The sequence below is a fragment of the Nonomuraea sp. NPDC049419 genome, from assembly GCF_040676995.1.
In the GTDB taxonomy this organism is placed as follows: domain Bacteria; phylum Actinomycetota; class Actinomycetes; order Streptosporangiales; family Streptosporangiaceae; genus Nonomuraea; species Nonomuraea salmonea.
In genome coordinates this window covers 1040978-1059723 of record NZ_JBFAQB010000001.1, presented here as the reverse complement: position 1 = coordinate 1059723, position 18746 = coordinate 1040978, and the positions used below count along the sequence as shown (strand labels likewise).

The following is an 18746-nucleotide window of genomic DNA, read 5'->3' as shown; positions in this document are numbered from 1 at the left end:
ACGTCTAGCAACATCAGCTACCTTCTCTGTGGTCAAAAGTCCACATTGTGAGTTGAGTGATGTCTGCTAACAATCCCCCCTATGGCCAGAATCCTGACCGGACCACGGCGTACAACTGGAACCAGGGGCAGCAGCCGGAGGGCGCGCCGACGGCGCAGTATCCGGGGCAGCCCTACCCTCCCCAGCAGCCTTACGGCCAGCAGCCGGCTCAGGGGCAGGGGGCATACGGCCAGCAGGCGTCCTACGGCCAGCAGCCCCCCTACAACCCCCAGTACGGCCAGCAGCCTCCTCAGCAGCAGCCGTACGGCGGCCAGCAGGCCCAGGGCGGCTGGCAGCAGCAGCCCCAGCAGCAGTACCCCCAGCAGGGCGGCTGGGACCAGCAGCAGCAACAGCAGGGCTGGCAGTACGAGCAGCAGGGCCCGCAGCAGGGCGGCTGGCAGCAGCAGGGCCCTGAGGGCTTCGGCCCGGCGGAGCCCGCCAAGAAGGGCCGCAAGAGCTGGATCATCGCGGTGGCGGCGGCGCTGGCCGTCGTCCTGCTCGGCGGCGGCGCGGTGTGGGCCGTGGGCGCACTCGGCGGCGGCGGCACCCAGCCGAGCGACGTCCTGCCGGCCGACGCGATCGCCTACGCCCGCCTCGACCTCGACCCGGCCGCGAACCAGAAGGTCGCGCTGTTCCAGCTCGCGAGCAAGTTCACCGTCACCAAGGACTCCTTCACCGGGGACGACCCGCGCAAGGCGCTGTTCGACCTGCTGAACGAGGACGGCGACAGCAAGATCGACTTCGCCAAGGACGTGGACCCCTGGCTGGGCAGCCGCGTCGGCTTCGCCGCCATGCCGTCGGGCAAGGCGCAGCCCGACTTCGCGGTGGCCATCCAGATCACGGACGAGGAGGCCGCCAAGGCCGGCATCGCCAAGATCATGGAGAACGACAAGTACGGCATCGCCTTCCGCGACGACTACGCGCTGCTGACCCCGACCCAGGACCTCGCCACCAAGTACGCCCAGGCCGAGGGCAGCCTGTCGGACAACGCCGGGTTCAGCGAGGACATGGGCGCCCTCGGAGAGCAGGGCGTGCTGTCGTTCTGGGCCTCCATGGGCGGCCTGATCGAGCTCGCCAAGAAGGAGGTCCCGGCCAACCAGACCGCGGTGCTCGACCAGGTCAAGGACGCCAGGTTCGCCGGCGCGCTGCGCTTCGACAGCGCCTACGTGGAGCTGGCCGGCGTCGTGCGCGGCGCCAAGGGCATGGCCCCGGAGGGCGACCTGCCCAAGGCGAACATCGGCACGCTGCCCGCCACCACGGCCGGCGCCGTCTCGATCTCCGGCCTCGACCAGGTGCTCACCAAGCAGTGGGCCGAGATCGAGAAGCAGGCGAGCGCGACCGGCGGCGCCCAGGTCGCGCAGATGCTGCAGCAGGTCAAGACCCAGTTCGGGCTGAGCCTGCCCGGTGACCTCGCCACCGTCGTCGGCAAGAACTTCACCGTCGCCGTCGACAGCGAGGGCCTGGACACCAACCAGATCAAGGGCGGCGTCCGGGTCGCCACCGACGCGGCCAAGGCGCAGGCGATCGTGGACAAGGTGCTGAACGCGATGTCGCAGAACGGCCAGCCCGCGCCGCAGATCGCCAAGGTCGCCGGCGACGGCGTCTTCACCGTGGCCACCTCCCAGGACTACGCGAAGAAGCTGGCCGAGGAGGGCACGCTGGGCGAGTCGGAGACGTTCCAGACGGCCATCCCGAACGCCGACGACGCCAACTACGCCATCTTCGTCGACCTCGACAAGATCGAGAAGCTGTACCTCGCGTCGATGCAGGGCGACGACAAGGCCAACGCCGAGGTGCTGCGGGCGGTCGGCCTGAGCGGCAGCCAGACCGACACCGAGGCGACGTTCTCGCTGCGCCTGCTGTTCAACTGACCCATCCGGAGAGAACGTGAAAGGCGGCCGGCCCCCGAGGGGACCGGCCGCCTGGCGTTTCCGTGGGTTTCCGTGGGAGTCAGGCCCAGAGCTGGCCTTCGAGGCGTTCCTCCGCCTCGTCGAGCGTGCCCTCGTACGCGCCCGTCGACAGGTATTTCCACCCGCCGTCGGCCACCACGAACACGACGTCGGCCCGCTGCCCCGCCTTGACCGCCTTCTTCGCCACCCCCAGCGCCGCGTGCAGCGCCGCGCCGGTGGAGACGCCGGCGAAGATGCCCTCCGCGGCCAGCAGCTCGCGGGTGCGCCGCAGCGCGTCGGCCGAGCCGACCGAGAAGCGGGTGGTCAGCACGGACTCGTCGTAGAGCTCGGGGATGAACCCCTCATCGACGTTGCGCAGCCCGTAGACCAGCTCGCCGTAGCGCGGCTCGGCGGCGACGATCTGCACGTCGGGCACGTGCTCGCGCAGGTAGCGCCCGACGCCCATGAGCGTGCCGGTGGTGCCGAGCCCGGCCACGAAGTGGGTGACCGTGGGCAGGTCGGCGAGGATCTCGGGGCCGGTGGACTCGTAGTGGGAGCGCCAGTTGGCCGGGTTGCCGTATTGGTAGAGCATCACCCACGACGGGTTCTTCGCCGCCAGCTCCTTCGCCACCCGCACGGCCTCGTTGGAGCCGCCGGCGGCGGGCGAGGAGATGATCTCCGCGCCCCACATGCGCAGCAGCTGGCGGCGCTCCTCCGAGGTGTTCTCCGGCATCACGCAGATCAGCTTGTAGCCCTTGAGCTTGGCCGACATGGCGAGCGAGATGCCGGTGTTGCCGCTGGTGGGCTCAAGGATCGTGCAGCCGGGGGTGAGCAGCCCGTCCTTCTCGGCCTCCTGGATCATCCAGAGCGCCGGCCTGTCCTTGATCGACCCGGTCGGGTTGCGGTCTTCGAGCTTGGCCCAGACGCGCACCTCGTCGGAGGGCGACAACCGGGGCAGCCCGACCAGCGGGGTGCGCCCGACCGAGTCGATCAGCGAGTCGAAACGCATGTCATCCGCCGGCGACGGCAGGCAGGACGGTCACCGTGTCGCCGTCGGACAACGGGGTGCCGAGGCCGCCGAGGAAGCGGACGTCCTCGTCGTTCAGGTAGACGTTGACGAACCGGCGCAGGCTGCCGTCGTCGACCAGGCGGTCCTTGATGCCGGGGTGGCGGGACTCGAGATTGCTGATCAGCTCTTCGAGCGTGGCGCCCTCGGCGTTCACGGCCTTCGCGCCGTCGGTGTAGTTGCGCAGGATCGTCGGAATGCGTACCTCGATGGCCATCGCGGTCAGTCTCCTCAAGGTGTCAGTCGTCGTCCCATCGGCAGCAACGCCGATGGAGGGGTGCGGATTCCATGGGCTCGTACGCCGATAGCGCCACGCGCGGACGGATGTCCTACGGGCGGGAAACCGGCGGTTCGCCCGCCGGACAGTCGTAGACGACGACGGCAGGAGTGTGTGCGAACAGGAAGCTCTGCACAGGCCTGACCATCATGGGAGAAACCTTACCTCTTCCTCGGTGATCTGCCCGTCGAGGATCCGGTAGGAGCGGAACTCCACCTCGTTCTCGTCCCGCGTGGAGACCAGCACGTAGTGGGCGTCGGGCTCGGAAGCGTAGGAGACGTCGGTGCGCGACGGGTACGCCTCGGTGGCCGTGTGGGAGTGGTAGATGACGACGGGCTCTTCGTCGCGGTCGTCCATCTCCTTCCACACCCTGAACTGTTCCATCGAGTCGAAGCGGTAGAAGGTGGGCGAGCGCTCGGCGTTCTCCATCGGGATGAAACGCTCGGGCACGCCGTTACGGCCCGCGATGACGCCGCACGCCTCGTCGGGGTGATCGGCGCGGGCGTGGGCGACGATCTTGTCCGCCAGTTCCTGCGAGATCGACAGCATGCCCGGAAGCTACCAGAGGGCCCGGACCAGGCTGTCCTGGAGGTAGGTCAGCCAGTCGTAGGTGACGTAGGCCGGGTAGCGGGGGTCGTCCTCGGACATGACCGCGATCTCGTCGTGGACCTCCTCGGTCACGTCGAGCTTGGTGCCGAGCGTCAGGCGCAGGTCGTTGAGCGAGCGCAGCCACGCCTGGGCCTCCTCGGCCGACAGCTCGGCCCGGCCCGCCCTGGCGGTGGCGTGCACGGTCTGGGCGTCGGCCCGCTTGCCGTCGCGCAGCGTCGCCTCGGTGTAGCGGCGGAACTCGGCGGAGTCCTTGTCGTCCTCGTACGCCGAGGGGAACAGCCTGGCCAGCACCGGATCGGACGGCGCCGCGCTGTCACCGATGCCGAGCGCCCGCTCGAGCGGGTCGTCGCTGGTCTGACCCGGCGAGACGATGCCCAGCATCATGGAGACCAGCGAGCGCAGCAGCGAGATCTCCGCCGCCTCGAACTCGGCGACGACGCCGCCGTCCTTGCCCCGCGAGAACCCCGAACTCACCTGTGCCTCTTCCCGGTAGGAGTGCCGCGGCCCGTGGATCTCACTTGACCGAGTCCGGCTGGAGCGTCGCCCACAGGCCGTAGGAGTGGAGAATCTGCACATCCCTTTCCATCTCCTCGCGCGTGCCGCTGGACACGACGGCCTTGCCCTTGTGATGCACGTCGAGCATCAGTTTCTCGGCCTTCTCGCGGGTGTAGCCGAAGACCGTTTGGAAGACATAGGTCACGTAGGACATGAGGTTGACGGGGTCGTTCCAGACGATGGTCACCCATGGCAGATCGGGCCGGACGTCCGATGACGGACGCTCAACGGCGATTGGAGCGGTGCTACCCACATCCCCGAGTCTGCCCTATCTGGGCCGTAGTCTTCGAGTCGTGAGAATGACCATGAGCACTGCGTTGCTCACAGATCACTATGAGCTGACAATGTTGCAGGCCGCCCTGCGCAGCGGCGCGGCGCACCGGCGGGCGGTTTTCGAGGTGTTCGCCCGGCATCTCCCCGGTGGACGGCGTTACGGCGTCGTCGCTGGTACCGGGCGTGTTCTGGACGAGCTGGAACACTTCCGTTTCGGTGACAATGAACTCACCTTTCTGCGCGACCATCACGTCGTGGACGAGGCGACCCTGGCGTTTCTCGCCGATTACCGGTTTTCCGGCAACATCTACGGCTATCTCGAAGGCGATCTCTACTTCCCCGCCTCCCCGATCATGGTCGTGGAGGGCACGTTCGCCGAGGCCGTGCTGCTGGAGACGCTCACGTTGTCGATACTCAACCACGACTGCGCCATCGCCTCCGCCGCCTCCCGCATGACCAACGCGGCGGGCAAGCGGCCGATCATCGAGATGGGCTCGCGGCGCACGCACGAGCACGCCGCCGTGGCCGCCGCCAGAGCCGCCTACATCGCCGGGTTCGCCTCCACCTCCAACCTGATGGCCGGCCACCTGTACGGCGTGCCCACGGCCGGCACGGCGGCCCACGCGTTCACGCTGCTGCACGACAGCGAGCGCGACGCGTTCGAGGCCCAGATCGCCTCGCTGGGGCCGGAGACGACGCTGCTGGTGGACACGTACGACGTGGCCGGGGCCGTGCGCACCGCCGTCGAGCTGGCAGGGCCGAAGCTGGGCGCGGTCCGCATCGACTCGGGCGACCTGGCCGCCGCCGCCCAGGAGGTGCGCGAGCAGCTCGACTCGCTCGGCGCCTTCGACACCCGCATCCTCGTCACCTCCGACCTCGACGAGTACGCCATCGCCGCGCTCGCCGCCGCCCCCGTCGACGGCTACGGCGTCGGCACGTCCCTGGTGACCGGCTCAGGGGTGCCGACGGCGGCCCTGGTCTACAAGCTGGTGGCCCGTGAGACGGCCACGGGCAAGCTGGAGGCGGTGGCCAAGCGGTCGGTGGGCAAGCCGTCGCGCGGGGGGCGCAAGGACGCGTACCGGATGGTCGACGCGGCCGGCCACGCCGAGACCGAGCTGATCACCACCGGCGGGCTCGTCCCCGAGGGCGGGGTGCCGCTGCTGCACGAGCTCGTCCGCGACGGCGAGGTCGTCGGCCGCGAGCCGCTGTCGGCCGCCCGCGACCGCCACGCCGCCGCCGTCGCCACCCTCCCCCAGGAGGCGCTGCAGCTCGGCAGGGGGTACGCGGCGATTCCGACCGAGTTCGCCTGACGTATGGTGCTGTCTATGGGCACCGCGTTGATCATCGTTGACGTGCAGAACGACTTCTGCGAGGGCGGCAGCCTGGCCGTCGCGGGTGGGTCGGAGGTGGCCGCGGCGATCAGCCGCCACGTGGCCGGCCACCCCTACGACCACGTCGTGGCCACTCGCGACTACCACATCTCCCCCGGCGACCACTTCGCCGAGACCCCCGACTACGCGGCCAGCTGGCCCGCCCACTGCGTGGCCGGCTCGCCCGGGGCCGAGTTCCACCCCGACTTCGACGTCTCGAAGGTGGAGGAGGTCTTCAGCAAGGGGGCCTACGAGGCGGCCTACAGCGGCTTCGAGGGCGCCTCCGGCGACGAGGTGCCGCTGGATCAGTGGCTGCGCGAGCGCGGGGTCACGGAGGTCGACGTGGTGGGCATCGCGACCGACCACTGCGTCCGCGCCACCGCCCTCGACGCGGTCAAGCACGGCTTCGCGGTGCGGGTCCTGCTCGACCTGACGGCCGGCGTGGCGCCCGCGACGACGCAGGCGGCGCTGGCGGAGATGGAGCAGGCGGGCATCACCCTCCAGGGCGCTCCCGCCGTCGGCTGAGCCGATCACGATACGTACACAGTTTGCAACGCTGCGGTCATGTGATATCGAGGAGAACGGACCCCGCTCCGAAGCCGGAGTACCACGGAGAGTGATCACTCTTCCAAGCGGTGGGAGGTTCTCCATGCTGCCTCTGTCCCTCGGCGTGGCCTGGCTCGTCCTCGGGCCCCTCGCCCTGTGGTTGCTGGTCAGGGGCACCACGATCGACCGCGCCGCCGCCGTCGTGACGCTCGTCCTGCTGGAGGCGGGCACCGTCGCCATGAGCGCGCTGCGCCCACCGCCCGCCCCCGCCGCCGACCCCTCCCCGCAGGCCGTGGCCGTCGCCGCCACCCCGGCCGAGCCGTCCTGCCGTGGGCGCGCGCCCGTCCCCCGCACAGCCGACGTGAGCCGGCACCTGGTGCTGACGTGGCCCGCGGTCCCCGGCGAGTGCCGCACCGCCGAGGTCGTCGTGCTCCCCCGCGGCAAAAAGCTGCTCATCTGGCTGTACGCGGCCGGCCACCCCGGCCGGGCACCCTCGCGCCACTCCTACACCCGGCCCGTCCACGTGAAGGACGGCACCGCCTCGCTGACGGTGCCGCTGCACCCGGAGACGGGCGTGGTGCCGGTCGACGGCCGCAGCGGCCGCCCGATCCCCTCACGCCCCGCCTGAGCCGCGTCAGGCGTGGGTGACGGCCAGCCGCAGCGCGTCGTCGATCCTGGCGTACACCTCGAACGCGTGCCGCAGCCCCGTGATCGACAGCACCCGCGCCATGACCCCCTGCACCCCGCCGAGCACCAGCCTGGTGCCGCCCGCCTCGCAGCGCTGCATGAGGTGGACGAGCTCGTTCATGCCCATGGAGTCGCAGAACGAGACCTCGCTGAGGTCGAGGATCAGAAAGGGCTGGGGCAGCAGCTCCCAGATCTGCTGCAGGTTCTCCTGGAAAATCGGCAACGCGTTGACGTCGAGCTCGCCTTCGAGCCTGACGATGATGGCGTTTCGAGAGAGGCCTGAAGTGACGGTGAGCGTCGGCTTTCCGGTGGCCTCAGACGACATGGGCAAAGTCCTTCTGCGTATCCCAAGACAGCCAAGAGTGGTTGTTGCCGGTTCCGCCGAGCTTCTAACAGAAGGCCAGTGCTCTGTGACCAAATGCGCATAGTCACGTACCGTGACGGCCATCCCCACCCTTGCTGACCTGCGCCTCAGCCGGCGGGCGCGCCCGCCGGCCGTGAGGGTCAGCGGCGCTGGGTGGCCCAGCGGCGGATCATGGCGATGCGCTCCTGGATCTGCTCCACCGTCGCCTGCGCGATCGGCGGCCCGCCGCACGCCCGCCGCAGCTCGTTGTGGATCACCCCGTGGGGCTGGCCGGTGCGGTGGTTCCAGGCGCCGACGAGGCCGTTGAGCTCCCGCCGCAGCTCGGCGATCTGCTCGTGGGGCGCGAGCTCCTGCCGGGGCTCAGCGGTCTGCTGCTTGCGCCTGGCGGCCTGCTGGTCGGACTGCCGCTTGCGCAGCAGCGTGGCCACCTGGTCGGGCTCGAGCAGGCCGGGCAGGCCGAGGAAGTCCTCCTCCTCGGCGGAGCCGATCTCGGCGCCCGTGCCGAACTCGCCGCCGTCGAACAGCACCCGGTCGAACGTCGCCGACGTCTCCATGGTCTCGAACGGCAGCTCGTCGCCGAGGACGTCCGGGTTGTCCTTTTGCCGGTTGGCCTGGTCGAGCAAGGTGTCGTCGAGGCCGTCCTCGGGTGGCCGCTTGTTGAGCACGTGGTCGCGCTCGGCCTCCATCTCGTTGGCCAGGCCCATGAGGGTCGGCACCGAGGGGAGGAAGACGGACGCGGTCTCGCCGCGCTTGCGGGCACGCACGAAGCGGCCCACGGCCTGGGCGAAGAAGAGCGGGGTCGAGGTGGAGGTGGCATAGACGCCCACGCACAGGCGCGGGATGTCGACGCCCTCGGACACCATGCGGACGGCGACCAGCCAGCGGTCCTCGGAGGCCGCGAACTGCTTGATCTTCTTCGATGCGCCGGGGTCGTCGGACAGCACGACCGTGGCGCCCTCGCCGGTGATGTTGCGCAGGTGGCGGGCGTAGGCGCGGGCGGTCTCGTGGTCGGTGGCGATGACCAGGCCGCCCGCGTCGGGCACGCCTCTGCGCACCTCGGTGAGCCGGCGGTCGGCGGCCTGCATGACCTGGCGGATCCAGTCGCCCTTGGGGTCGAGCGCGGCCCGCCACGCCTGGGAGAGCTGGTCTTTGGTGAGCGGGGTGCCGAGCGTCGCGGCGATCTCGTCGCCGGCGCGGGTGCGCCACTTCATCTCGCCGGAGTAGGCGAGGAAGATCACGGGACGGACGACGCCGTCGGCGAGCGCGGGGCCGTAGCCGTAGGAGTAGTCGGAGACGCTGCGCTTGACGCCCTCGCCGTCCTCCTCGTAGGCGACGAACGGGATGGGGTTGTCGTCGGACCTGAACGGCGTGCCGGTGAGCTGCAGCCGCCGGGTGGCGGGCTCGAACGCCTCGCGCACGCCGTCGCCCCACGACTTGGCGTCGCCGGCGTGGTGGATCTCGTCGAAGATGATGAGCGTCCTGCGGGCCTCGGTGCGGGCCCTGTGGAGCGCGGGATGCATGGCGACCTGCGCGTAGGTCACCGCCACCCCGGTGTAGTCGCGCGAGGTGGTGCCCTGGCTGTTCTTGAACTCGGGATCGATGGCGATGCCCACCTTGCCCGCGGCGTCGGCCCACTGGCGCTTGAGGTGCTCGGTGGGCGTCACGATGGTGATCGCCTTGATCACCCCGTTGGCGAGCAGTTCGCTGGCGATGCGCAGGGCGTAGGTGGTCTTGCCGGCGCCCGGCGTCGCCACGGTGAGGAAGTCACGCGGCTCGCGCCTGAAGTAGAGGTCGAACGCCTCCTGCTGCCAGGCCCTGAGCTTGGGGGCGGTGCCCCATGCGGCGCGGTCTGGATAGGAAGGCGAAAGGTGGGACGCGGCGAAGGTGCTCACCGCATCACCTCTGAGGTTGGTGTGCTTCGCTCTCTCACAGTGACCCAAGGGTAATCGGGCCCACCGACAAGACGTGCCGTGAGCCGAGGATTCTGGCCAACGTTCTCCTCACGTGCTATGCGGCTTATCGGAGGCTCGTCAGCACCGTGTCGAGTGCCTGCCTGCGGCTTTCCTCCTCTGGCTGGAGGAGCCCGAGGAGCAGCACCGGCCTGCCCTGGCGAGTGACGAGCATCACGCGCAGGTACGCCGGCCGGTTGACCACGTCGCGGTATTCGGCGCGCAGCGCCCGGGTGTGGCCGTCCTGGGTGCGGCGGTCGTCCACGACCGTCACGCGGTCGCCCTTGAGCAGCAGCTTGGAGTAGAGCTCGGTGGCCTGGGCCGTGGCCTTCTTGGCGTCCTCGATCGGCCCCTTCATGGGGCGGGCCATCACGAGCCCGCCGGCGTCGTCGCGGGCGACCGAGGTGAAGCCCGTGACCGGGGGCACCGGGTCCGTCCGCCAGCCCTCGGGGAGTGTCGCCGTCACGCCGGCCCGTGGGTCGCTCAGGCGGCCCGGCTCGGGCTGCTCGGTGACGAAGCGCAGGGCGGTGACCGTGGCCGCCGTCACGAGCGCCGCAGCGGCCGCCAGAGCCGTCAGCACGGCCGCCACCTTCCGCGGCGTCCCCGTGCCGCTCTGGGCGCCTCCCGCGCGCTGTCCGGGGGCGGTGGGAGCGCCGTAGAGGTGCGCCGACGGCGGCAGGTCGTCGGAGTCGTCGCGGGCGCCGCGGATGCGCGGGCTCCACGACGGCTCGTCCGCGTCGTCCGGGTCGTCCTCGTTCCAGAACGACTCGTCCGGCTCCAGGTCGAGCGGATGCCGCCGCTGCCGGTCTTCGGTGCGCGCCCACCCTGAGCCGTCGGAGCGGCCCCACTCCGCGTCGGCGGGCGGCTCGTCGCGGCGCCTCCAGGCGGCCGGCGGCTCGGACAGGGGCGCGGCGGGGCGGGCCTCCGCCCAGTGTTGCTCGGCGCGCTGGCGTTCGACCTGGCGCTGCTGATCCTGGTACGGCGGCCGCGTCCTCTTGGGGCGCGGCGGCGGGACGTCGTCGGGCGGGGCCGGATCGGGGGGAGGCGACGGCGGGCGGCGGTGCCTGGGCCCCGGTTGCGGGGGCCAGACCCGGTGATCATCGTCCATGTCACCTCCTCGCCCGCTGTCCTATCACTCCTAGCGACCGGCGACAGGCGAACTGTGACCGGTGTGACGGGAGGGACGGAATTTCAGCGCGTACGACCGGCGAGCAGCGTCCCGCTGAGCGCGATGGCCGCCATGAGGCCCGAGATGACGAGGAACCCGGTGGCGATCTGCTGCGGCGCGTGACCGATCACGTTCACCAGTGCGCCGCCGATCCCGACGGACAGCGCCGAACCGAGCTGGTCGGAGACCGACAGCGAGGCCGAGTTCGCGCCCTGCTCGTTCACCGGCGACTGCTTGAGCGCGGTGACGTTGGTCGTGGTGATGCCGTAGCCCATGCCGAGCCCGGCCAGAATCCACGCCGGCACGGCGATCCACCCCGTGACACCCGGCAGCACGGACAGCAGGCTGACCAGGATGCCGGCCGTGACGAAGCCGGCGCCCAGCCTGATCCGCCTGTGCGGGTCGGCGGACTGCCTGCTCTGCAGGTACGCCCCGGCCGACCAGCCCAGCGCGCCCGTGGTGAGCGCGATGCCGGCCGCGGTGGTCTCGAAGCCCTTCACCTCCTGCAGAGCCAGCGGGATGAAGGAGTTGACCCCGAAGAACGAGGCCGAGAAGAACCCGCGCATGAGGACGGTCGTCGGCAGCCCGCGCCGCAGCAGCAGCGAGCCCGGCGGCAGCAGCCGGTAGAGCCCGATGACGAGCAGCGCCAGCCCGGCCACGCTCGCCACCGCGGCGGGCAGCACGTCGCGGTGCAGCCCGTCCACGCCGTACAGCAGCAGCCCGGCGCCGCCGGCGGTCGAGGTGGCGGCCAGCGTCATCGCCACCGGCTTGGAACGCGGCCCGGTGCTGGGCTGGGCCTCGTGCGCCGAGCCCATCCGCAACGCCGGTACGAGCATCACCAGCGCGGGGATGACCAGCGGGACGATGCCGTAGAAGACGTAACGCCAGCCCCACGTGTCGCCGACGAACCCGGCCACGGACGGCCCCACCATGGCGGGCACGACCCAGGCGGCCGACAGCGCGGCGAACGCCTTGGGCCGCACGTCCATGGGGTAGACGCGGGCGATCATCACGTACAGGGCGACGATCGCGGAGCCGCCGCCGAGCCCCTGCACGACCCGCGCCAGCAGGAACATCTCCGCGGACGACGCGGCGCCGGCCAGCCCCATGCCGGCCGCGAACAGCACCACACCGGCCAGGAACGGCGCCGGGTAGCCGCGCTTGTCGGACCAGAGCCCGGAGACGACGTTCATGAACAGGCTGGCGATGAGGAAGGCGGAGAAGCTGATGCCGTAGAGGTCGAGGGCGTTCAGCTCCTTGGCGATGGACGGCATCACCACACCGACCGACATGCCCTCGAAGGCGATCAGCGTGACCACCAGGAGGATCCCTAACGTGGCCGCCCGATACGCGGTGTCGAAGATGCCGGGCGGTTTTGTGGGAGTGTCGAGTGCTTTTGGTGCTGTCACCTGGACATCGTAGTTCGCCCCGTTCAGGCCGCGGACGAGGCCCGGAACGCGGCCCACATCTCGTGCATCCGGTGGGCCTGGCCTGCGGTGAACTCCCACATGCAGCGGTCGTGGGCGTAGTCCATGAAGTTGTGCGCCGGGTCCTTGCCCGGCCGGTCGGCGCAGGTGTCCTTGTCCTGCGGGCACGCCTCGGTTGGCCTGGCCTCGGCCGGCGTGTCGTCGATGCCGTCGCCGGGCTCGCGGCAGCCGTTCTCGAAGGTGTGGAACAGGCCGAGCCAGTGGCCGATCTCGTGCACGCCGGTGAAGCCCTGGTTGTAGTTGCTCATCGCGCCGCCCGGCAGGGTGCGCCAGTCGATCACGACGCCGTCGAGCGCGGGGGCGCCCGCGTACCAGTAGGGGTAGCTGGCGAAGCCCAGCATCAGCTCGCTGAGCTGGGCGATGTAGAGGTTGAGCGTGTCGGCCCCGCCTTCGTGCAGGGCCTTCTTCATGACCTTCTCGTTGCCGACGGGGTCGGTGAACCAGGCCGCGCTGCGCCGGAGCGAGATGTTGTCGAGGCGGAAGCGCACGCCGGTGTCGACGCCGCCGAACTTGCCGGCGTACGCGGCGTTGAGCACCTCGATCTGGGCCTTGACCGTCTCTTCTGAGACCTGGTGGTCGGGGCCCGAGGCGATCACGTGCACGCGTGTGGGCACGGTGATGCGGGTCGGCGGGGTGACACCGGCCAGGCGGCGGCCGAGCTCGCCGACGACCTTGGCGACGTCTTCCGGCTTGGGCGAGCGCGGCACGGGCGCGCGAGCAGGGCCGGTCATCGGGCGCCGCCCAGCGTGGCGCCTGGGGTGCTGCTCGGCGCGTTGTCCGCCCGCTTGTCCCCCCGCGCACCGATCCGCCGGCGCGGACCCCGACCTCAGCGCGGCGCCGGCGCCCGCCGCCGATCCGTGAGGAAGCGGCGGGATGAGCCCGGCGGCGAGCAGGCATGCCAACGAGACGGCGGTCGCGCGCCGGACCATGCATATCCCCCACGGCTTGAGACGATCTGGCTACAGACCGTAACCCTCCGTGTGGGGATTAGCGCACAGCAACACTCACTGCTTGTCGTCGCCCTCGCCGCCGCCGGGAGGCAGACCTTCGTAGATCTCCTTGCACTCCGGGCAGACCGGATATTTCTTGGGGTCGCGGCTGGGCACCCAGATCTTGCCGCACAGGGCGCGAATGGGCGTGCCGGTCACCATGCTCTCGGTGATCTTGTGCTTGTCCGCGTAGTGGGCGAACCGCTCGTGATCGCCGTCGCCGTGCGACGTCCGCGGAGTGGTCTCCTGCTCTGGGAGGATCTTCGTGCTCACCCCATCGAGTTTATGCCCGCCCAGGACCCCGCACAGCGCGACGGCCCCCGCCCGTGAGGGACGGAGGCCGTACGAGAGAAGCGATCAGCCCATGTGGACGGGAGCGCCCTCGGTCTTCCTTCCGGCCCTGACGAACATCGTCAGCGCGGCGGTCAGCACCGCGATGCAGGTGCTCACCACGAAGGCGAGGTGCATGCCGTCCATGAAGGAGTTGTGCACGGCGCTGACGATGGGCTCGGGCAGCCCGGGCGGCGCCGCGCCGAAGGCGGCGGCCTTCTCCAGCGCCGTCATCTGCTCCGGCGGGATCTGCTGGGCGATCGGGCCGAGGTAGCCGGGCATCTTGCTGGAGATCTCGGACGCCATCACGGCGCCCAGGATCGCGGTGCCGAGCGCGCCGCCGACCTGCATGGCCGACTGCTGCACGCCACCGGCGACGCCGCTCAGCTCGACGGGAGCGTTGCCGACGATGATCTCGGTGGCGCCCACGAAGACCGGCGAGAGGCCGAAGGCCAGCAGCACGAACGGGATGCCGCTCTCGATGAACGAGGCGTCGATGCCGAGCCGCGACATGAGGAACATCGCGAACGCGGTGATCAGCAGGCCGCCCGCCATGGTGATCTTCGGGCCGAACCTGCTCAGCATCATGCCGGCCAGCGGCGATGCGACGATCATGCCCGCGCTCATCGGCAGCATGCGCAGACCGGCGTCCAGCGGCTCGAGCCCGTGCACGCCCTGGAAGAAGAAGCCCAGGAAGAACATCGCGCCGAACATCGCGAAGGCGACCATCATCATCAGGAACGTGCCGATGGAGATGGACGGGTTCGCGAACAATGACAGCGGCACCAGCGGCTGGCTCGCGCGGCTCTGCCAGAAGACGAACAGGCCGATGAGCACCACGAACACGGCGAGGAAGGTCAGCGTCGTGCTGTCGCCCCAGCCCCAGTCGGGCGCCTTGATGATCATCCAGACCAGCGAGAACATGGCGCCGGACAGCAGCACCACGCCGAGCCAGTCGATCCTGGCCAGGCTCTTGGCGCGGTTCTCCTTGATCAGGATGATGCCCATGACCAGGGCGATGACGCCCACGGGGGCGTTGATGAAGAAGACCGACTCCCAGTTGCCACCGCCGACGAGCAGGCCGCCCACGATCGGGCCGGCCGCGCTGGACAGGCCGATGATGGCGCCCCAGGCGCCCATGGCCTGGTTCAGCTTCGGCCCGGGGAACGCGCCGCGCAGCAGCGCCAGGGCGGCGGGCTGCAGCAGGGCGCCGAACAGGCCCTGCAGCACGCGCAGGCCGATCAGCGCGCCGATGGGCGTGACACCGGGAACGACGTCGGCGAGTTCGGCGCTGAAGCCGATGCCCACCGACGAGACGGCGAAGCCCCCCACACCGATGAGAAAGACGCGCTTGTGCCCGAACAGGTCACCGAGCTTGCCGGCGGTGATCAAGAAGACCGCGAGCGCCAGCAGATAGCCGCTGGTCACCCACTGCAGGTCGGAGAGCGACGCCTTGAGGTCCGTCTGGATGACCGGGTTGGCGATGCCGACGACCGTGCCGTCGAGCATCACCATGATGACGCCCAGGCTGACCGCCAGCAGAACGAGCCACGGGTTGCCCCCGGTCCCCGTGCCGGCCGGGCCGGGCGATGACGGTGCGTCGACCGCCTTCGCGTGAGCCATTAAGTCCCCCTATTTCCACAGATCGCCCCACACCGGGGCAGAAAAGTCCTAAGCCTCCGGTAATCTATGGCACAGGGTGACACTTCACAACTGACTTAAAGTCGGCGGGCTATGACTTATGGCACACTATGACAGCTTTGTGTCGAGGAGATGACGACCGTGGGTCTGCGGGAACGCAAGAAGGAGAAGACGCGCCTGGCGATCCTCGACGCGGCGCTCGATCTCTTCCTCGAACAAGGATACGAATCGACCACTGTGGAGCAGATCGCGGGGGCCGTCGAGATCTCCCCCCGCACCTTCTTCCGCTACTTCACCAGCAAGGATCACCTGGTGCTGTGGTTTCACGACCACGGCGAGGAGATCATGCTCGACGCCCTGGCCGAGCGCCCGCACGACGAGCCGCCGTTCGCCTCGCTCATGTGGGGCCTGCGCGCCCTGCTCGCCGACCTGGATGAGTCAACGCCCGAGGACGCGGAGAGGTTCCTCAAGCTTCGCAGATTGTTCGAGTCGCACCCGCACCTGGTCGGCCTCTCGGCGGCCAGAGGCGCCGAGACCGAGCGGCGGCTGGCCGAGAAGGTCGCCGCCCGTCGCGGCACCGACCCCGACGAGGACCAGCTCGCTCACCTGATCGTGGCGTTCGCGATGTCCACCATGCGGGTCGGGTTCGAGTGCCCGCGCCGCGACGCCCCGATGGCGGAGATCAAGGAGCGCATGGCGCAGACGCTGGAACTGACCGAGCGCTGCCTGCGGCCCGGGTGGGACCAGCAGCCCTGACCCGGCCTCAGTTCATCGTCGGGTCGTCGGGGCAGGTCGCCACGAACGCCAGCTCCCCGCGCTGGCGGCGCAGCACCTGGCGCCACAGGGAGGACGGGTCGGCATGGAAGGTGTCGCCGACCTCGGAGTCGACGACGTACCAGGCCCCTTCGGCGATCTCGCTCTCCAGCTGTCCCGACGTCCAGCCCGCGTAACCGGCGAAGATGCGCATCTGGGCGATCTCGTCCTGGAGGATCTCCGGGGGCGCGTCGAGGTCGACCGTGCCCAGCCTGGCCGCCGCGTCGGTGCCCGCGTGCAGCCGGCGCCAGCCCAGCGGCTCCTCGCCGCTCGGCACCGCGGCCAGCGCGAGCGCGCTGTCGGTCTGCACGGGCCCGCCCTCGAACAGCACCGGCGGCCCGGTCACCAGCGGATCCCAGACCGGCAGGACCTGGGTCACCGAGATGTCGCTCGGCCTGTTGAGCACGACGCCCAGTGTGCCGCCGTCGTGGTCGTGTTCGAGGATGAGCACGACGCTACGCCGGAAGTTGGGGTCGTCGAGAAGCGGCGTCGCCACCAACAAACCGCCGACGTAGATCGCTTCCGCCATACCTCCATCATGAAGGCTCCGGTGGGGTGCGCGCTCCCCCGAGTCCCCCATGTTACTTTTCGTGCACGCTTGGGAACTTTAGGTAGCGAAGATCACATTCGGGGGAGCACATGCGCATCGGTACTCGTCTCGTCCTGGTCTGTCTCCCCTTGGGGGCTTTCCTGCTCTTCCTGACGCTGCCGGCCCACGCCTGGCCCGGGTCCGACACCGGTGACCCGTTCACGATGACGGTGGACGGCGTCGCCTGCCGTACCGGCCGCGCCACCGTACGCCTGCACAACCAGACCCGCCAGCTGGCCAGGTTCGACCTGAAGTCGGACGGAGTCAGCGTGGCCAGCGGCTCGATCCCGGCGCGCAAGACGATCGTCCGGCACGTACGGGTGACGAGGGGCAGCGGCGCCGAGATCGAGGCGTTCTCGGTGAGCGACAACGCCCCCGAGACGCTGATCGACTCCACCCGGCTGGAGAACGACTGCCCGTGGGGTCACCACCGCAAGCAGCTGCCGTTCACGGGCCCGCCCACCGATCTCCTGGCCAAGCTCGCGACGGCGGGCGGCATGGTGGTGATGGGCGGGATCCTGTGGTGGTACGGCTCGATCTGGCCGCGCTCGTCCTAAGGTGAGCGGTCTCCTGCGGTCACGAAGGCTCCCGCCCTGGCGGCGGCCAGCGCGCGGGCCACGGACGCCTCCGCGACCTCCCGCGTGACCGGCTCGCGCGTGACGACCAGCCGGTAGTAGAGCGGCGCGGAGACGGCCCTGATGAGCTCCTCCGCATGGGTGCCCCGGGGCAGCTCGCCCCTGGCGACGGCGAGCTCCACGACGGTGGCCCACTCGTCGATGCGGCGCAGGTAGAAGGTGCGCAGCGCGAGCGCCGCCTGCTCGTCGCTGGTGGCCGCGGCGATGACGGCCTGGAGCGTCACACCGAGCCGCGGGTCGTTGAGCGCCTCCATCACCATCAGCGCGTTGGCCCGCAGGTCGCCCTCGATGCTTCCGGTGTCGGCGTGCGGCGAGGACTGGTTGGCGAACTCGTTCATGAGATCGGTCACGAGACCGGCGGGGCTTCCCCAGCGCCGGTAGACGGTGGTCTTACCGACGCCCGCCCTGGCCGCGATCTGATCCATGGTCAACGCGTGGAAGCCGTGCTCGACCAGCGCGTCCTGGGTGGCCTCCAGGACGGCGGCGCGCACCCGCGCGGTACGGCCACCCGGCCGTACGGTTCCCGCGGAACGGGAGGGTTGGTCCATCGAGTCTCCTCGCCGTGTAGCCGACCATATTATCGAAACTCTTGTTCCATTAGCAGCTCGTTCGGCATTGCCGAACGGAACTGCGCTAATGTCGCTCCTGTGGGAGAGACGATTCAGTCCGTCGAACGAGCCGCCGCGATCCTGCGGCTGCTCGCCTCCGGCCCGAGACAGCTCGGGGTCGCCGAACTGGCCAGAGCCCTGGGACTGCCGAAGGGGACGCTACACGGCATCCTGCGGACTCTGGTGCGCGTCGGGTTCGTCGAGCAGGACCAGGCGACGGGAAAGTACCGCCTCGGGGCCACGCTGCTCCACCTCGGCAGCAGCTACCTCGACGTCAACGAGCTGCGCGGCAGGTCGATCAACTGGGCCGACGCGCTGGCCGGCCGCAGCAGGGAGAGCGCCTGGATCGGCACCCTGCACGAGGACCACGTGCTGGTCATCCACCACGTCTTCAGGCCCGACGACAGCATGCAGACCCTCCAGGTGGGCACGTATCTGCCGGTGCACGCCAGCGCGCTCGGCAAGGTGCTGCTCGCCTACGACCCGTACGACGAGCCGCCCGCGGCCCCTCTGGAGCCCTACACCAAGCACACGCTGGCCGATCCCGCCGCGCTGGCGGCGGAGCTCGACCGGGTCAGGTCGCGCGGCTGGGCGTGCGAGATGGAGGAGCTGACCGAGGGCGAGGTGGCCATCGCCGCGCCCATCAAGGACCCGCGCGGCATCGTCGTGGGCGCGATCGGCATCCGCGGCGCCGTCGAGCGGCTGGCGCCAGGCGGCGAGCTGCACATGGAGTTCGTCTCCTACGTCCGCGACGCGGCCCGGGCGATAAGCCGTGACCTGGCCAGATGACACTTGAACACCTACCAGCGACCCCATAGCATTCGTTCGGCAGACCGTTCGACAATGTCGAACCAGCAGCACT

21 protein-coding genes are annotated in these 18746 nt (G+C 70.0%); 7 read left to right on the top strand and 14 right to left on the bottom strand.

The window, feature by feature from the left end:
* The first annotated feature begins 59 nt into the window (after positions 1-59).
* Positions 60-1910 carry a DUF3352 domain-containing protein gene (locus AB0K12_RS04915; RefSeq protein WP_364555613.1) on the top strand — a complete coding sequence of 617 codons (1851 nt, stop codon included), beginning with the start codon at positions 60-62 and terminating at the stop codon, positions 1908-1910.
* 79 nt (positions 1911-1989) lie between these two features.
* Here the strand turns inward: AB0K12_RS04915 and AB0K12_RS04910 are convergent, their stop codons facing one another.
* The 5 genes from AB0K12_RS04910 to clpS form a co-directional block, all read right to left on the bottom strand.
* Positions 1990-2937: a cysteine synthase gene (locus tag AB0K12_RS04910; RefSeq protein ID WP_364555612.1), complete on the bottom strand. Its 948-nt coding sequence runs from the start codon at positions 2935-2937 to the stop codon at positions 1990-1992.
* A 1-nt stretch (position 2938) separates the two neighbouring features.
* Entirely contained in the window at positions 2939-3211 is a 273-nt protein-coding gene (locus AB0K12_RS04905) for a MoaD/ThiS family protein (protein ID WP_345397736.1), read from the bottom strand.
* 207 nt (positions 3212-3418) lie between these two features.
* The gene (locus AB0K12_RS04900; protein WP_364555610.1) at positions 3419-3820 is read right to left on the bottom strand and encodes a M67 family metallopeptidase; all 402 of its coding nucleotides are present in this window, start codon (positions 3818-3820) and stop codon (positions 3419-3421) included.
* A 9-nt stretch (positions 3821-3829) separates the two neighbouring features.
* Positions 3830-4354 carry a DUF2017 domain-containing protein gene (locus AB0K12_RS04895; RefSeq protein ID WP_345397730.1) on the bottom strand — a complete coding sequence of 175 codons (525 nt, stop codon included), beginning with the start codon at positions 4352-4354 and terminating at the stop codon, positions 3830-3832.
* A gap of 40 nt (positions 4355-4394) precedes the next feature.
* Entirely contained in the window at positions 4395-4688 is a 294-nt protein-coding gene (gene clpS / locus AB0K12_RS04890; protein ID WP_345397727.1) for an ATP-dependent Clp protease adapter ClpS, read from the bottom strand.
* A 46-nt stretch (positions 4689-4734) separates the two neighbouring features.
* Between clpS and AB0K12_RS04885 the strand changes: the two genes are divergently transcribed.
* The 3 genes from AB0K12_RS04885 (at position 4735) to AB0K12_RS04875 (ending at position 7252) form a co-directional block, all read left to right on the top strand.
* Positions 4735-6018 (top strand): nicotinate phosphoribosyltransferase, encoded by a 1284-nt coding sequence (locus tag AB0K12_RS04885; protein ID WP_364555608.1) that lies wholly within the window; start codon positions 4735-4737, stop codon positions 6016-6018.
* A gap of 15 nt (positions 6019-6033) precedes the next feature.
* Complete coding sequence (locus AB0K12_RS04880) at positions 6034-6603, top strand: nicotinamidase (protein ID WP_364555606.1); 570 nt, start codon at positions 6034-6036, stop codon at positions 6601-6603.
* 124 nt (positions 6604-6727) lie between these two features.
* Positions 6728-7252, top strand: a complete 525-nt coding sequence (locus AB0K12_RS04875) for a hypothetical protein (RefSeq protein WP_364555605.1) — start codon at positions 6728-6730, stop codon at positions 7250-7252.
* A 6-nt stretch (positions 7253-7258) separates the two neighbouring features.
* On the opposite strand, the gene AB0K12_RS04870 is transcribed toward AB0K12_RS04875, so the two are convergent.
* The 7 genes from AB0K12_RS04870 to AB0K12_RS04840 all read right to left on the bottom strand — a co-directional run bounded on the left by AB0K12_RS04870 (position 7259) and on the right by AB0K12_RS04840 (position 15221).
* On the bottom strand, positions 7259-7636 hold the full coding sequence (locus AB0K12_RS04870; protein WP_364555603.1) for an STAS domain-containing protein: 378 nt from the start codon (positions 7634-7636) through the stop codon (positions 7259-7261).
* A 179-nt stretch (positions 7637-7815) separates the two neighbouring features.
* A complete protein-coding gene (locus AB0K12_RS04865) occupies positions 7816-9567 on the bottom strand; it encodes a DEAD/DEAH box helicase (protein WP_364555601.1) in 1752 nt (583 codons plus the stop codon).
* Positions 9568-9691: 124 nt separating this feature from the next.
* The gene (locus AB0K12_RS04860; RefSeq protein ID WP_364555599.1) at positions 9692-10732 is read right to left on the bottom strand and encodes a hypothetical protein; all 1041 of its coding nucleotides are present in this window, start codon (positions 10730-10732) and stop codon (positions 9692-9694) included.
* Positions 10733-10815: 83 nt separating this feature from the next.
* A complete protein-coding gene (locus tag AB0K12_RS04855) occupies positions 10816-12201 on the bottom strand; it encodes an MFS transporter (protein WP_364555597.1) in 1386 nt (461 codons plus the stop codon).
* A 23-nt stretch (positions 12202-12224) separates the two neighbouring features.
* A complete protein-coding gene (locus AB0K12_RS04850; RefSeq protein ID WP_364555595.1) occupies positions 12225-13010 on the bottom strand; it encodes a zinc metalloprotease in 786 nt (261 codons plus the stop codon).
* Positions 13011-13283: 273 nt separating this feature from the next.
* Complete coding sequence (locus AB0K12_RS04845) at positions 13284-13541, bottom strand: DUF3039 domain-containing protein (RefSeq protein ID WP_237101223.1); 258 nt, start codon at positions 13539-13541, stop codon at positions 13284-13286.
* 84 nt (positions 13542-13625) lie between these two features.
* A complete protein-coding gene (locus AB0K12_RS04840) occupies positions 13626-15221 on the bottom strand; it encodes a DHA2 family efflux MFS transporter permease subunit (RefSeq protein WP_364555593.1) in 1596 nt (531 codons plus the stop codon).
* Between the two features lie 150 nt (positions 15222-15371).
* Here AB0K12_RS04840 and AB0K12_RS04835 point away from each other — a divergent pair, with 150 nt between their 5' ends.
* Positions 15372-15995 (top strand): TetR family transcriptional regulator, encoded by a 624-nt coding sequence (locus tag AB0K12_RS04835; protein ID WP_355421223.1) that lies wholly within the window; start codon positions 15372-15374, stop codon positions 15993-15995.
* Positions 15996-16002: 7 nt separating this feature from the next.
* On the opposite strand, the gene AB0K12_RS04830 is transcribed toward AB0K12_RS04835, so the two are convergent.
* Positions 16003-16581 carry a YqgE/AlgH family protein gene (locus AB0K12_RS04830; RefSeq protein ID WP_364555591.1) on the bottom strand — a complete coding sequence of 193 codons (579 nt, stop codon included), beginning with the start codon at positions 16579-16581 and terminating at the stop codon, positions 16003-16005.
* A 110-nt stretch (positions 16582-16691) separates the two neighbouring features.
* Here AB0K12_RS04830 and AB0K12_RS04825 point away from each other — a divergent pair, with 110 nt between their 5' ends.
* Positions 16692-17198 (top strand): hypothetical protein, encoded by a 507-nt coding sequence (locus tag AB0K12_RS04825; protein WP_364555589.1) that lies wholly within the window; start codon positions 16692-16694, stop codon positions 17196-17198.
* Here AB0K12_RS04825 and AB0K12_RS04820 read toward each other — a convergent pair.
* Positions 17195-17824: a TetR/AcrR family transcriptional regulator gene (locus AB0K12_RS04820; protein WP_364555588.1), complete on the bottom strand. Its 630-nt coding sequence runs from the start codon at positions 17822-17824 to the stop codon at positions 17195-17197. The genes AB0K12_RS04825 and AB0K12_RS04820 overlap by 4 nt on opposite strands.
* A gap of 99 nt (positions 17825-17923) precedes the next feature.
* On the opposite strand from AB0K12_RS04820, the gene AB0K12_RS04815 reads away from it, so the two are divergent.
* Positions 17924-18673: an IclR family transcriptional regulator gene (locus AB0K12_RS04815; RefSeq protein WP_345397677.1), complete on the top strand. Its 750-nt coding sequence runs from the start codon at positions 17924-17926 to the stop codon at positions 18671-18673.
* The last annotated feature ends 73 nt before the right edge of the window (positions 18674-18746 follow it).